The 15,008-nt window shown below is 52.5% G+C and carries 12 protein-coding genes; 8 read left to right on the top strand and 4 right to left on the bottom strand.

What is annotated here, in order from left to right:
* The first annotated feature begins 91 nt into the window (after positions 1 to 91).
* Positions 92 to 625, top strand: coding sequence for a hypothetical protein (locus FW415_RS23110; protein WP_148389470.1), 534 nt, complete (start codon positions 92 to 94; stop codon positions 623 to 625).
* A gap of 233 nt (positions 626 to 858) precedes the next feature.
* Here FW415_RS23110 and FW415_RS23105 read toward each other — a convergent pair whose 3' ends face one another.
* Positions 859 to 1,629: a MerR family transcriptional regulator gene (locus FW415_RS23105; RefSeq protein WP_148389469.1), complete on the bottom strand. Its 771-nt coding sequence runs from the start codon at positions 1,627 to 1,629 to the stop codon at positions 859 to 861.
* Between the two features lie 291 nt (positions 1,630 to 1,920).
* Here FW415_RS23105 and FW415_RS23100 point away from each other — a divergent pair, with 291 nt between their 5' ends.
* From FW415_RS23100 to FW415_RS23070, 7 genes are all read left to right on the top strand, one after another.
* Positions 1,921 to 2,700 carry an NIPSNAP family protein gene (locus FW415_RS23100; RefSeq protein WP_148389468.1) on the top strand — a complete coding sequence of 260 codons (780 nt, stop codon included), beginning with the start codon at positions 1,921 to 1,923 and terminating at the stop codon, positions 2,698 to 2,700.
* Positions 2,701 to 2,809: 109 nt separating this feature from the next.
* Positions 2,810 to 3,352: a sigma-70 family RNA polymerase sigma factor gene (locus tag FW415_RS23095; protein WP_148389467.1), complete on the top strand. Its 543-nt coding sequence runs from the start codon at positions 2,810 to 2,812 to the stop codon at positions 3,350 to 3,352.
* A 45-nt stretch (positions 3,353 to 3,397) separates the two neighbouring features.
* Positions 3,398 to 4,342 (top strand): FecR family protein, encoded by a 945-nt coding sequence (locus tag FW415_RS23090; RefSeq protein WP_148389466.1) that lies wholly within the window; start codon positions 3,398 to 3,400, stop codon positions 4,340 to 4,342.
* Between the two features lie 73 nt (positions 4,343 to 4,415).
* Positions 4,416 to 7,805, top strand: coding sequence for a TonB-dependent receptor (locus FW415_RS23085; protein ID WP_148389465.1), 3,390 nt, complete (start codon positions 4,416 to 4,418; stop codon positions 7,803 to 7,805).
* A gap of 12 nt (positions 7,806 to 7,817) precedes the next feature.
* Positions 7,818 to 9,632: a RagB/SusD family nutrient uptake outer membrane protein gene (locus FW415_RS23080; RefSeq protein ID WP_148389464.1), complete on the top strand. Its 1,815-nt coding sequence runs from the start codon at positions 7,818 to 7,820 to the stop codon at positions 9,630 to 9,632.
* A gap of 203 nt (positions 9,633 to 9,835) precedes the next feature.
* Complete coding sequence (locus tag FW415_RS23075) at positions 9,836 to 10,054, top strand: hypothetical protein (RefSeq protein WP_148389463.1); 219 nt, start codon at positions 9,836 to 9,838, stop codon at positions 10,052 to 10,054.
* A 17-nt stretch (positions 10,055 to 10,071) separates the two neighbouring features.
* Entirely contained in the window at positions 10,072 to 11,259 is a 1,188-nt protein-coding gene (locus FW415_RS23070) for a sugar MFS transporter (protein ID WP_210420779.1), read from the top strand.
* A gap of 90 nt (positions 11,260 to 11,349) precedes the next feature.
* Here FW415_RS23070 and FW415_RS23065 read toward each other — a convergent pair whose 3' ends face one another.
* The 3 genes from FW415_RS23065 to FW415_RS23055 form a co-directional block, all read right to left on the bottom strand.
* Positions 11,350 to 12,381: a two-component regulator propeller domain-containing protein gene (locus FW415_RS23065; protein WP_148389462.1), complete on the bottom strand. Its 1,032-nt coding sequence runs from the start codon at positions 12,379 to 12,381 to the stop codon at positions 11,350 to 11,352.
* 14 nt (positions 12,382 to 12,395) lie between these two features.
* Complete coding sequence (locus FW415_RS23060) at positions 12,396 to 12,935, bottom strand: hypothetical protein (RefSeq protein WP_148389461.1); 540 nt, start codon at positions 12,933 to 12,935, stop codon at positions 12,396 to 12,398.
* Between the two features lie 257 nt (positions 12,936 to 13,192).
* A complete protein-coding gene (locus FW415_RS23055) occupies positions 13,193 to 15,001 on the bottom strand; it encodes a M56 family metallopeptidase (RefSeq protein ID WP_148389460.1) in 1,809 nt (602 codons plus the stop codon).
* Between the last annotated feature and the right edge of the window lie 7 nt (positions 15,002 to 15,008).

Raw genomic sequence — 15,008 nt, 5'->3', positions numbered from 1 at the left:
ACATATGGTGCAGCCTCTTTTTTGTTTTCAGATGCCGGTACCGGACGGTATGGAAATTGTTACCTCTTTCGGGTACACCAAACCAGGTATCATGATCACAAAGCAAGCTACGTTATGGTCGTTTTGCTCCCTCGCCGCGGGAATATTCCTCTCCTGCGGGAACAATGCGCGGCAAAATGAACGGTCTTCCGGCGCCGGCCTGCCCGTGCAGCCGGATTCCGTGGTGCAGACCACCGGGGTTGTGCCTCCTTCGGTAAGTACGGATGAGCAGCGCGTCCGTACCGTATTTGCGGCCTTCCGGCTGGCTGTGGAAGGCGATAACCGGGAGCTGGTGAAGGATTTCATGCATTTCCCACTCCAGACCTCCGGTGCGGAATTGAAAGCCAATGCCTTTGACCGGGAGTATGAAAAGCTGTTCAATACGGAAATAAAACGCGGCCTCTCTGCCATGGATGAGAACAATTTATCGGCTGCCGCCAGTGGGGCCGGGCGTTACAAAGATGTGCAGCAGGATGCGGAGGTGTATGAATTGTCCGTTCCCGGCAGCGGAAAGAACGGTGGTGCGGTAACGCTGGTTTTTGGCAAGGTGGAAGGGGAGTACAAAGTGGTGGGGTATTACCGCTGATAAAACCGGGGAAAGCGCGTGAAATGGCGGCATTGGGCTTGCCGGATGAAGTTTGGCATCAACGGGGGTATTCCCTGTTAAAACGGGCTGGCGTCCTTGCGCAGCTGTTTGAGATGTGCCGGTGATGTGCGGGGTATTTCTTAGAAAAAAGGCTGACCCGTTACTTTGCCGAAGTAACAGGTCAGCCCGGCAGGCGATCGTTTCGCGGAATGGCTTTGCACGGCTGTGCGTGACTATTTCCCGAGATGGTCCGCATACCAGATCATCGCTTTGCTGATGAATGCGGCATAAGCGGGGTCAGCTTGCCCTTCGGGCGTTTGGGTGTAGCGGCCATCGTCCACATACAGCTTCGCCAGCCCCTTGTAGGCTTCGGGAACATTCTCGCAAACGGTATTGCCCCAGAACTTCAGGATCAGTTCGTAATGCCGGTGTATGACGGTTTGTACCCGCCTGTCCGCCACATCCAGGTGCATCAGCGCCCGGAGGTCTGTACTGATCCGGTCAAATTCCCCTTTCATTTTGTTCAGCTGCGATTTGTCCAGTTTGCGCAACTCCTGTTCCCCGTTTTCCACAGTTTCCCGGCCCCATTTGGTGATGGCCTCGTCGCGGTAAGTATTGCCTTTGGGGAATCCTTCATATAATTCTTCATTTGTTAACATAACAGGTCCTCCTTGCAGTTTTGAAATGGTTTTGTTAATAGTTTCCAGTAATACGGAAAGCCTCCTGCGCCGTTCTTCCAGGGCATGTTGATGGTCTTTGAGGGCCTGCAGTACCTCAAAGCCCGGGTCATCAAGGATCTCCGCGATCCTTTCCAGCGAAAGGTCCAGCTCCTTGTAGAACATGATCTGCTGCAACCGGAGCAACTCGCTTTCGCCATACAAACGGTACCCGGCCGTGGTACGGTCCGAGGGTTTCAGCAAGTCCAGCCGGTCGTAATGATGCAGTGTGCGCACACTCACCCCCGCCAGCTTCGCCAGTTGTTTAACGGTGTAAGTACTTTCCATAAAACAAAGGTAGGGTATGACGTTACGTCAGGGTCAAGCGAAATGGCGACTTTTTTTCGGGGGGCTGCATTTTTTTAACAGTGAATGGGGGTAAACCGTGCTCCGGAGGGGTATGTTCCTGTTTCATCTATCGCCGGAAAACCGCCCGGAACTGCGTCTTTGAGCGATTGTTGCTGCATTTTGGCAGGGGAGTGGTAGGAACTGTCCGATGCAGGTATTAATTTACGTGTCAAAATAACCAGGTCAGCGATGGAGCCGGGAGGCTCCATTCGGCCCGTAAAAAATGAACAAATGAAAAGTTACACCTTATTCTTCCTGTTATGCCTGTTGCTCAGCCGTTTTTCGCTTATCGCCGGTGACGGGCAGGGGCGGGAATACTACCAGATCAAAATATACCATCTGAAATCCGCCGCCCAGGAACAGCGGATCGATAATTTCCTGCAGAACGCTTATCTGCCTGCCCTGCACCGGGCGGGTATCCGGCATGTGGGCGTGTTCAAACCCGTCAGGCAGGATACGGCGGACCTCCGCGTGTATGTGCTGATCCCTTTTTCCTCCCTGTCTGCCTTCGATGCGCTGGGGGAAACGCTGGGGAAAGACCAGGCTTACCGGCAGGCCGGGAAGGATTATATTGACGCACCTTATAATAATACGCCTTACGCCCGCCTGGAGTCCATTCTCCTGAAAGCCTTCAGCGGTAATCCGGTATTGACGCCCAATACGCTGACAGGGCCGAAAAGCGAAAGGATCTACGAGCTGCGCAGCTATGAAGGCCCCACCGAGCAATATTACGAGAACAAGGTGAAGATGTTCAATGCCGGCGACGAGATCGGTATTTTCCGCAAACTGGGCTTCAATGCCCTGTTCTACGGGGAAGTGATCTCCGGCAGCCGCATGCCCAACCTGATGTATATGACCACTTTCAAGGACCAGGCAAGCAGGGATGCCCACTGGAAAGCGTTTTCCGCGGACCCCGACTGGAAAAAGCTCTCGGTCATGGAAGAATACCGGAACAATGTATCAAAGAACGAGCAGTTCTTTCTCCGGCCGGCGGAGTATTCCGATCTTTGACGGGGAATATTTAATGATTTTGTGATAAAATATAGCATAGAGATATTGTCGTAATTGGATAGTTTTACTACCAGGCATGTATTTTTTTGCTGAAACCTGAAATCACTTTATGCAGCAGGAGCGTGATGATGATGGCTTGATGATACCCACCGCGCAGATATTTCATGAATATTATTCGGCGCTGGTAGGTTATGCCTGCAAGTTTGTGGACCTCCATACCGCGGAAGACCTGGTGCAGGACGTTTTCATTCAGGCCTACGGAAAGCTCCCCCATAACCCCCGCAGCTACCTCTTCCGCAGTGTGCATAACAAGTGTGTGGACTATTTCAAGCATCAGGCGGTGCACCGGCGTTTTGTGCAGGACAGCCTGCTTACACAGCAGGAACTGGAATTTTATCACCCGGATACCGGTCACCCGAGCCTTTTGGAAGCCCCCGATGAGCGCAGCGTATGGGAAGCCATCGAACTGTTGCCCCCAAAATGCCGGGAAGTGGTCAGGCTCCGGTACATGGAGGGCCTGAAGACCGCCGAGATCTCCGATGCCATGGGCATCTCCTCCCGAACGGTGGAAACACAGCTATATAAGGCCATGAAACAGCTCCGCACCATGATCCGGAAGATCAGCATTTTCTTTGTCTGGATTTTTTTTTGATTTCACGTACGTAGTTTTTATATCCTCATCGTCTATACAATTGAAATGGCAATTTTACCTGAAAACAGCGAAATGGATTACAACCTTTTGGTGAATGTCCTGAACGGAACGGCAAGCACGGAAGACGCGGCATTTGTAGCGGATTGGGTGCGGCAGTCGGACGCCAACCGGGAACTGTATTTCAGGGTAAAGGACATCCTGGACCTGGAGAAGGCTGCTGAAAGGCAGCTGGATGTGGACGCACGCTGGCAGGAAGTGGCCGCCCAATTGCCCGGCCGGCGCAGGCAGTGGTGGAAATATGCCGCCATGATAGCCGTACTGGCCCTGGCGGGAGGCGCCGCCTTTTACTTCGGCATGCGCAAAGCCGCGCCGGAATTGCAGGTGACGGTGACGGACAAGGCCCCGGCACAGCTCAAAGTGCTGCCGGATGGCACAAAAGTATGGGTGAAAGGCGGAAGCACCCTGTCTTACCGCCCGGCATTCGGGAAAAAAGACAGGGAAGTATGGATTACCGGTACCGCCTATTTTGATGTGCAGAAAGAAACACTGCCGTTCATTGTGCATACCGGGCAGCTCGAAATAACCGTACTGGGCACCGCATTTACGCTGCATGAAAATGCCGTCATCGTGGAACAGGGCAAGATAAAGGCAAAGGCAGGAGACCGGGAAGTGACCGTCCGCCGGAATGAAAGGACACGGCTGCAGCCCGGCGGTGCACTGAAAACCGATAACGTGAATGCGCAATTGTTCGGCGCCTGGAGAGACGGGGATTACAGATTTGAAAATACCTCATTAAGAGAAATAAAGGAAGTGCTCACCAGCAATTACGGGTATGAAGTGGAAATACTGCAGCCCGAAGCTTTTGAAGGCACTGCCATCAGTGGACGAATGGTCATGGAAGACGAAAAAGCAGTGAAAGAAGTGTTGGCAGCAATGCTGCATGCACGCATCGGGAAAATCGGGAACAAATTCATCATTCAACCAAAATAACCAAAGAACAGAATAACCAAAATCCAAACAATTCCATTTTACAATTTCAGCTAACCTAACCAAAATTTACGTTATGAAATTTGGATGTCTACGGCTATGCCTTAGAGTAGCCAGTGTATTGCTATGCATGCAGGCCACTGCAGCGGAAACACTGGCGCAACAACCATTAGCGAGCGCAGGTTCCCTGGCCCAGCAACGCAGTACGCGGGAAAAAGGCGATACCAGGATGATACCCCTCAAAGATGCGCTTGAAACGATCTTTCAGAAATACAAACTCCGCGTGGCGCACAATGAAAAGTACACCAAAGACGTGCGTGTTTCCGAACAGCTGACCAAAGAGCCCCTCAGCCGCATCATTCCTGCCATGCAGCAGGCACTGCAGCCTTACCGGCTTACCCTGAACCGCATCACGGATGCCCAGTTCATCATTGCCCCGGCCGCGGAAGCGCCGCCCCGCAATACCGGCAGCGCGGCCGCCAAGATAAGGGTGTCCGGTACCGTGAAAGACGAACTGGGCGGTGTTATCATCGGTGTAACCATTCGGGTGCCAGGCACTACCATTGGCACGGTCACCAACCCGGAGGGTTTTTATTCGATCGAAGTGGAACCTACCGATACGCTGGAGTTCTCCTTCGTCGGGTACGAGACCCAGCGGCTCAGCGTACGCAACAGGATGGACCTGAATGTGGTGCTGGAAGCAAAGGAAGGCGGCCTGAATGAAGTAGTGGTGGTGGGCTTCGGCGCACAGAAAAAGGTCAGCCTCGTGGGTGCGCAATCCACCGTACGCCCGCAGGAGCTGAAGCTACCCGCGCGTAGCCTGATGAATGCACTCGGCGGCAGGCTGGCGGGTATTGTGTCCGTGCAGCGAAGCGGGGAACCGGGGTATGATGGCGCGGATATCTACATCCGTGGTATCTCCACCTTCAGCTCCAGCCCCCAGGGCCCGCTGATCATCGTAGATGGTGTGCCGGACCGTTCCATTACAGATATCGACCCCGAAGATATTGAGTCATTCACCATCCTCAAAGATGCATCCGCCACCGCCGTGTATGGTACCCGTGGTGCGAATGGCGTCATCATCGTTAATACCAAGACCGGCCGCGCGGGCAAACCCCAGATCAATGCGGAATTGACACAGGCCATCACCCGCTTCACACAACTGCCGGATTACGTGGATGCCCCCACTTTCATGCGCCTCTACAACGAGGGACTGGAAGCCCGGGGCAGAACGCCTACCTATTCCGAAGAACAGATACAGAAACATATCACCGGGGAAGATCCCGATCTGTATCCGAATGTGGACTGGTTCAAAGAGATATTCAATGAATGGGGGCTCAACCGCAAAGCAGGCCTGAACGTGCGCGGCGGCTCCGATTTCGCCACTTACTACATCAGCGCCAACTATTATTCCGAAACCGGGATGATGAAAAGGGATGAACAGCAGTCTTACAACTCCAATATCAAACTGGACCGCTTCACATTTTCCACGAATGTGGACGCCAGCATGACCAAGACCACCAAGATAGAACTTGGCGTGAACGGGTTTATCATCAACAGCAATTATCCGGGCATCGGTACGGGAGACCTGTTCAACCTTGCCTCCCAGGTGCCGCCGCATATCATCCCCCCGCAATATTCTAACGGGCAATGGCCGAAGATCCCCAGCGGCGGGTTTCACAGTCCATACCGCAACCTTACCCAAAGCGGTTACGCCACGGAATACCGGAACAACATCCGCACCAACCTGCGTTTGAGGCAGAACCTGGATTTCGTTCTCAAAGGGCTGTCGCTCACCAGCATGTTCGCTTTCGATTCCTACAGCTGGAATAACCTCAACCGCAAACGGAGCGTGCAGACCTATATTGCGGAAGGCCGCAATCCCGATGGAACGCTGGATACGCGGCTGGTGGAAGCCGGTTCGGATGTGCTGGGCTATGAAGGCTCCCGCGGCGGCAACCGCCGGTTCTATACGGAAACAGCCCTCAACTATGCCAACAGCTTCGGCAAACACGATGTATCCGGTTTGTTGCTCTTCAACCAGTCCGACTACATCAACGGAGACGCTTCCGATCTCGTGTCCTCCATTCCTTTCCGTATCCGCGGATTGAGCGGCAGGGCCACTTACGGGTACGACAACCGGTATTTTACGGAACTGAACTTCGGCTATAACGGATCGGAGAACTTTACGCCCAAAAGGCGTTATGGTTTCTTCCCGTCCTTCGGCGCGGGCTGGGTAGTCTCCAATGAACAGTTCTTTGCATCGCTGCGGGAAGCCATCCCGCACCTGAAGTTCCGTTATACTTTCGGTATTTCGGGCAACAGCAATACCGGGGACCGTTTCCTGTTCATGACCCGTATCAACAGCGGTACCGGCGGTTACCAGTTCGGTATCCCCGGCAGCACGCAGAACTACGGTTCAGGATTTGAAGAAGGGCAGGTAGGCTCGGATGTAACCTGGGAAACGGCAGAACGGCAGAACCTTGGTTTCGAGATCAAGCTGTTCAAAAACAGGTTTTCCCTCATCGCCGATGTATTCAAGGAATACCGTACCGGCATACTGCTGCGCCAGAACGATATGCCCTATGCATCCGGCTTTACCAGCGGCAACATTCCTTATGGCAACGTAGGCATCACCCGCAACAAGGGGATTGACCTTACACTCGAATACAATCACTCCTTTGCCGAAAATTATTATGTAGGCTTCCGTGGCAACTTCACCTATAACAAGAACGAGAACGTGTCAGACGGTTTGCCGCCATGGCAATATCCCTGGCTGAACCGTACCGGTCATCCTATCAGCCAGCGTTTCGGATATGTAGCGGAGGGGCTGTTCCAGGATTCTGCGGACATCCAGCGTTCGCCCACCCAGGCGGGTGATGTACGCCCCGGCGATATCAAATACAAAGACCTGAACGGGGACGGGATGATCAACAGTTTCGACCAGCAGGCGATCGGTTACGGCGCCATTCCCAGGATACTGTATGGTATCAACCTGAGCGCAGGCATCGGCCGTTTCGATCTCTTCATGTTCTGGCAGGGCGCAGCGATGGTGGACTTCATGTATTCCAGCGGCCACAGTACCGAACCCTTCTTTGAAGGCCCCACTATCGGCAACCTCTATACGAATGCGACCGACCGCTGGACGCCGGAGAATCCCGATCCGAATCCGTTCTATCCCCGTTTGTCCACCCGCTCGGACGTTACCACCAACTATTACACCAGCACCTGGTGGATGAAAAGAGCGGATTATATCCGCCTGAAGGAATTGCAGTTGGGATATAATTTCGGATTGAGAAGCCTGAAAAGATTCGGGGTGAAGAACATGCGGATGTACGTGCAGGCCACCAACCTGCTCACTTTCTCTCCCTGGAAGATCTGGGACCCTGAACTGGGCGATGGCCGCGGCACGCGGTATCCGCAGCTATCGGTCTTCAATCTTGGCTTACGTGTAAACTTCCAATAAAACTGTACGATCATGATCAACGCTATATATAAAAGACTTATTCCGCTGATGCTCGTTGGTTTGCTGCTGGCTACCTCCTGCCGGAAAGGTTTCCTGGATACGGTGCCGGATAACGTGACCACACTGAAAGATATCTTTACCAACAAGGCGATGACCGAACAATGGCTGGCCCGTTGTTATTCCATCATGCCCAGTATGTGGGACCAGCCCTACAATAACGTATGGAGCGGGCAGACCGATGAAGTGGATTACGCATGGGTGCAGCCCGGCATCAACTCCGGCGCCATCACCCCGGATAACGCCAGTCCGAATAACTGGAATCCTTATTACCAGACCATCCGCCAGTGCGCCATTTTCATCCGGGAGGCAGGGCAGAATACGGAGATACTTGAACAACCGAACGGGGAGGAATTGCTGAAACAGTACATCGCTGAAGCCCGCTTCCTCCGTGCTTATTATTACTGGCTGATGATGAAGCAATACGGCCCGGTGGTGCTGATGGGAGAGGATCCGAAAGCACCGGAAGAAGACTTCCAGATACCGCGCAGCTCCTGGGATGAATGTGTGGAATATGTATTGTCGGAAATGGATAAAGCCTATACCGATGTGCCGGTAGTGCACCTGAATGCCGGTGGCGGAGGAGTGGACAATACGCAGACCGGCAGGATCACGAAGCCGGTGATCTCCGCCGTGAAGTCGCAGGTGCTGTTATTCCACGCCAGCCCGCTGTTCAATGGCAACACTGATCTGGCCGACTTCAAAAATTATGACGGGAAACAGCTCTTTAACCAGACCTACGATCCCCAACGCTGGAAAGCAGCGGCGGATGCGGCGCGGGAGGTTATCAACCTGAACCGCTACGAATTGTTCAAGGTAGCGAATGCCGATCCCTTCCAGGCCGCATTCCTCTCTTACCGCAATCTTTTCTTTGACGGATATCCGAAAGAGGCCATCTGGATACGCTCTTCCAGCGCGGATGGCCACTGGGAAAGGCATGTAAGTCCCCGTGCATCCAATGGCAATGCCTGGAACGGTATTGCCGTTACACAGGAAATGGTGGACGCCTTCCGCATGGCGGACGGGAAATCCATTACCGATCCGGCAAGCACTTATTCGGAAACAGGATTTACCGCCACCGGCACCAATTTTTATGTAGACGGAACTTATAACATGTATGTAGGGCGTGAAGCCCGTTTTTATGTGAATGTTACGTTTAACGGCGCAACCATTCCCGTGGTGCCGGATGCCGCATATTCCCGCGTGGAATTCTTCTTTACGGGCAACAGCGGCAAGAACGGCGCTCCGCGCGACTGGCCAAGCACCGGATATACCGCCCGCAAGAACGTTCATCCTACCACCGATTTCCGGAATAACAAATATGTAGGCCGTCCCGCTATGATGATCCGCCTGGCGGAGATCTACCTGAACTATGCGGAAGCCTTGAATGAGTACAGCCCCGGCCATGCCGATGTGCTGTTCTACCTCAACGAGGTCAGGAACCGTGCCGGCCTGCCTTCCCTTACCGGCGGCAGCCAGGAAGAACTGCGGAAGGAGATCCGCCTGGAAAGGCAGCTGGAGCTGATGTTTGAAGGGCACCGTTACTGGGATGTGCGCAGATGGAAAGTGCCGGAAAGGCCGGAATCCCATCAGGGCGGACAGTTCCACGGGATGAACATCGAGAAGGGCACATTCCTTTCCGACCCCGAGTTTCATCAGCGCACCGTGGTATTTACACGCGCACAGTGGCAACCGAGATATTATTTTTATCCTGTACCCCAAAGTGAGATAGACAGGAACAAACAGCTGGTGCAGTTTCCCGGCTATTAGCTTGTATTTGTTCCGGTATATGAATGGGCGTGCCTTTTGCGGCACGCCCTTTTTTTGCGCCATGCCGTAGACAGGTCGTTTTTCAAACGACGTTCATGCCCGTTTTTATTTTTGATACTTCTCCCCATTTGCCCGCTCGCCGCGAAATCTGCCCCCGGATAACGGAGTGTTATCATTTGTTTGTCTACATAAATGAACACGTTATGAAGCCGGGCATGATCAGCATGATCATTTTTATCATCGGCGGCGGGGTGTTCGGTCCTGCTGTGAGGTTCATTCCCATGATCGCAGCCGAAGCCGCCCGCTGGGCGCAGCCCGTCAGCATGCAGCAGGTGAGGTTCGAAGCCTCCGCACTGGGTGGTGATGCCGGATTGTATGGTGCGGCATATCTGGCGTTGACGGCGGGAGGACCTGACCTGTAAAAATTTAATATGTGCAGATGATGAAGGGAGCAATCATATCTATATCGAAAGAGAAAAGTGCTTACAACAAACACCTGGTGTTCTGGGCGGCCTGCACCGGTCTGCTGCTTTTCGGCATTACGCTCATTACGCTCGGCGCCGTAGTATTGGAACTCCGCGCGAAATTCGGGCTGGATGGTGTAGCGGCAGGTACGCTCTTTTCCATCATGCCCATCGGCATCCTCGCCGGTTCTTTATTGTTCGGCCCGATCTGTGACCGGTACGGATATAAACTGTTGCTGATACTGGCTTCCCTGGGGCTTTGTGCCGGTTTTGAAGGCATTGCCTATGCCTCTCACACGGCGGTGCTGAAAGGATGCATTTTTGTTTTCGGATTATCCGGCGGTATCATCAACGGAACAACCAATGCTGTGGTGGCCGATATCAGCACACGCGGGAAAGGGGCATCACTGAGCCTGCTGGGCGTTTCCTTCGGCATTGGCGCACTGGGCATGCCGCAATTGCTGGGCGCCCTGCGGGGGTATTTTGAATGGCATGCCATCGTGGCCGCCATCGGCTGGGTGGCCTTTACCCTGGGGCTGCTGTACGCTCTCATCCGTTTCCCGCCCGCCAAGCAGCAAGGCACCCGGCTGTTCGCGCAAAGCGGAAAAATGTTCAGCGATATCACCCTGCTGCTCATCGGTTTTTTCCTGTTCTGCCAAAGCAGCTTCGAGGCCATCATCAATAACTGGACGACCACTTACCTCACCGCAGGAGGCCATATGGAGGAGCATAGCGCCCTGTATGCCCTGTCCCTTTACGTAGCCGGATTGACCGTGATGCGCCTGCTGACGGGCAGCGTGTTCAGGACCGTGTCGCCCCAGCATATGCTGCTGATCTCGCTGCTGCTGATGCCGATGGGCATTCTGTTGCTGCAGGCCGGCGCCACATTCGGCTGGTCCGCTCTCGGCCTGATCCTGCTGGGAGCCGGACTGGCAGGAGGGTTCCCCATCATGCTGGGCTTTGTTGGCGAGCGGTATGCAGACCGGTCCGGCACGGCCTTCAGTTTTGTACTGGTGATCGCGCTCACGGGGAATATGCTGGTCAATTACATGATGGGGCTGGTGGTGCAGCACTATGGCATTCAGTACCTGACCACCGTAGCATTTGCGGAATGGCTGGTGATGTTGCTGCTGTGCAGCCGCATCGTCAGAAGATTGAAATGATCAGATCATCAAACATATGCCTGCAAAACAATGGTTGAACAACGTCAGGAAGGAAGCATCATGCCATCTTAAAATTCTCGGCAATGCACATTATTGCTGATCCTCTTTTCTTCTAAAGTCCTTGATAGTCTTTCCATCATAACGATGCACTCCTTTATGGGGCCCCAGACCGCCAAACCAAATACTTCCATCGTCAGCTTCCAAAAGCCCCAAAAAAGCCGGTGGTCCTGATATAATTTCAGTTACAGCAGGCTTTTTGTCGTACAGGGACTTGTGATCATAACGGGAAAGCGACCAGGCCTGCTCAATACCAGGAGGTTCATCTGCACCGGTGGTCCAGATGTTTCCATTTTTATCCTCGATTATAGCATAAGCACCCTTCTGCGACACCTTAGTAAAGGTGCTGCCGTCATAACGCCAAAGACCATTATTATCGCCGAACCAAATGTTTCCTTTTTTATCTTCGATTACTGACCAAACGTTTTTAAACGCTTTGCCATCTTTGTCTTTTAATACGGTAAATGCTTTTCCATCATAAAAACAAGGCCCGTCCAATGTGGCAATCCATAATTTCCCGGTTTTGTCTTCTATGATAGCCCTGGTGCTATTGTTGGGAAGGCCGTCTTTCGTTGTGAAATTTTGAAAGGATTTCCCGTCGTAACGGCTTAGCCCATTTCCGCCGAACCAAATATTGCCCCCTGTATCTTCATAGATAGACATAACCATGTTATTGGCAAGTCCCTCCCTGGTTGTAAAATGTTGAAAGGTTTCCCCGTTGTAATAATATACCCCTGAGTCTAGAGAAGCGAACCAAAGATTTCCGCGCCGATCTTCCAGAACATCCCAGAATCTGTGCGAACCTAGTTTGCTTGTGAGGTTGGTAAAATATTTTCCATCGTATCGAAAAACATCACCAAATGCGGTGGTGTTCGAGCCAGCAATCAAAATGTTACCGTTTCTATCTTGCTTTATATTACGAATCATTATGTTGGGCCCGTAGGAAGTGACGATGTCTTTGGGTTCGGAGTAGCTATTATCTTTCGGCAAGTTTGTTTGGTTCTGTCCACAGGAAGTGTGAAAAACAGACATCAGGAACAAAATATAGATGAGTATGTATTTCATGGTTTTTTATTTGCTCAGCAACCGCCTTTGCGAGGGGCACGTTTAAAAATTACTTTACGATCCCGTTCTACATATTCGCCCGATACTATCGGGTACGAATACTTTGGCGCGTACGATACGTGATGGCTTCTCAGAATTATTTTGTCGTTAACTTTCAGGCTATGTAATTGCTCAAGTTGAGACTTTTCCGGCTCAAATTTTACAATGTAATCGACACCATTAATCCTGGCCATCACACCGAAACCTAATCTTGATCCTGGCGGAAGAGAAAGAGAGGTAATAACAGCCTCCATGTTGGTAAAAGCACTTAAATGCTTCCTTATTTTAGCAGCATCGGCATATACCTTTTTACCTTCGGGAGACGCTTCCCATTTTTTGAACTTTACACCCTCCGGGGTAGCTTCCCATTCTTTCCGTTCGGCTTCCTTTTCAGCAGCTGAAGGTGGCTTGGGGACTGATTTTTCAGAAGTTTCATTTTTGATTTCGCGATTGGCGAATACTAGTCCGCTTACCACAACCAGCGGCAAGATCAGCGCATAAATAACTTTTTTCATATTTTTTGTTGGTTTAATTAACATAGATCTATTTGTTGATTTGCGGGTAATGAATATTGTTGCCATATCATCCAGGACCTGTAATGGTCCATTACCACTAATATGCCAACCACTATCATTTGAGAGGTCGCAACAGCAGTGCACCGATTTTATACAGCAGAACTAAAGGTGTTGCCGGGGTGTAAAGGGCGCAGGAACGCGCGGGCAATGTGATGCCTTAACGTTTCAGCAGGCGTTGTACTGGCAATATGCAGTTTTTAGCATTCCTCCTGCGGCTTTCCGATGTTCATGGTCTTCAGCAGGGCGCCGGGCAGTACGGGAGTATATTTTTCGTTGATGTTTGATGGCTTTTTGGGAGACGATATTGTTTTGCCGCTTTTCACCGGTGCTGCCGCGGCCGGACCCTTGGCGGGTTTGTATGGTTTCGGTGCAGGCACGGGTTTTGGAGTTTTGATCACCTGCGGTTCATAGATGTGGGCGGAATCCGGTGCGTAGACTTTTATTTTGCGGTTGACCGGATCTGTCTTATATCTTACAGCGAAAGAATCGCGGCTGTAAACGATCCGGGGTTTCGGTGATACTTTTTTGGGCGTATAATTGAAAGCAACGACACGGCTGGCGGGAGAACTTACCTTGTACACCTTATGGGCATGGGAAACGACAGTGTCCGTGTGTATATAGATCGTTTTTACCTCCTTTTTATTCACCGTATCCAGCCTGATCACCCTGACATTCCTGCCGGGAGCGGTATCGATCCGCACATCAGCCGAAGCATTTGCATTGGTGTTTACGGATATGTTCCGGCTGAAGGAGACATCGGTATTCGTGTTGACATCTGTATTGGCATTCACATTGATGTCGAATACGGTATCGACCTGGACGCTGATATCCGGTGTTCCGTTGTTCAGTACGATGGTCTTGGTCACGCAGACCGGGTTGCCGGCGGCAGGCTTTTTCTGTACAAATAGGGAGTCCGTCTGCAATACAACCTGCGTCCGGGTTTGTTTTTTCGGCGGAATCGTATCACACATCGCATCCTGCGGCACAGGCGCTTCCGGAGTTATCTGTTGTTCCTGCACCGGCATGAAGCTGAAGGCGGTAAAAGCGAGTATGCCGAGCATTAATATTGATCTTTCCATGATGCTGAGTTTTTTGTTTTCGCGGGTAAGAAGGCGTTTGACCCTGTTCAGGAGGTGTTGTTGTTTGCCCATGAGGGCCATGCCCAGGCTGGCTTCCGCTGATCTTTCCTGGAAGGCGATGAGGGCATGCAGGTAGCTGCTTTGCTGGCGGGTGTTTGCCATCACGATGTCGTCACAGCAAGCTTCTCTTTCTTCCCGCAGGAGGGCGGATATCCAGCGCAGGGCGGGGTTGAAGAAGAAGATCGTATCGGCCGCATGCTGGAGCATGTTCACGAGGTAATCTTTCCGGCGGATATGTGCCAGTTCGTGCAGGAGGATGGTTTCCACCTGGTCAGCCGGCAGCTTTGCGAGCATGCCCAGGGGGACGAAAATGCAGGGTTTGAGGAAGCCGAGGGTGAAGGGCACCTGTGCCATCGCCGTTTCGAACAGTTGTACGGGTTTTGACAAGCCCAGCTGCCCCGAGAGGCGTTGCACCTGTTCAGCCCATTGAAGGTCAGCCGGCACGGCCCCCTGGCGGATGCGGCGGATATGGTAGTATCCGCCCATCAGCCTGCAGCACCTGAACATGAAAACGATCAGCCAGACCAGCATGATGAGCCCGGCATGGTCGTTCATATAATTCAGGAGGATATCACCGGGATGCGTCACAGGAGGAATGGCGGAAGGAGCGGCAGCGGTGATGTAATGGGAGCCGGAAGCGGCAGGCGTTCGTTGCGGAACGCCCGCTTCGAGGTAAAAGGTAAAACCCGCAGCTACCAGGGATAGCAGAAGGATGAAGCCAAGAAGGTTGTAGCGGGTGCGCGCGGCCGTACGGCGGGTAAGCATCAGTACGAGGCCCGCCAGCACAGCGGCGATCATGCCCTGCCAGAGGGAGTGCAGGAAAGTTCTGCAGACAGCCTGTAATGTTTCATCGGAGATCCATTGCATAGTGCGG

The organism is Chitinophaga sp. XS-30, from assembly GCF_008086345.1.
Taxonomy (GTDB): domain Bacteria; phylum Bacteroidota; class Bacteroidia; order Chitinophagales; family Chitinophagaceae; genus Chitinophaga.
The sequence above is the reverse complement of the archived record's forward strand: the minus strand, read 5'-3'. Positions and strand labels throughout refer to the sequence as shown.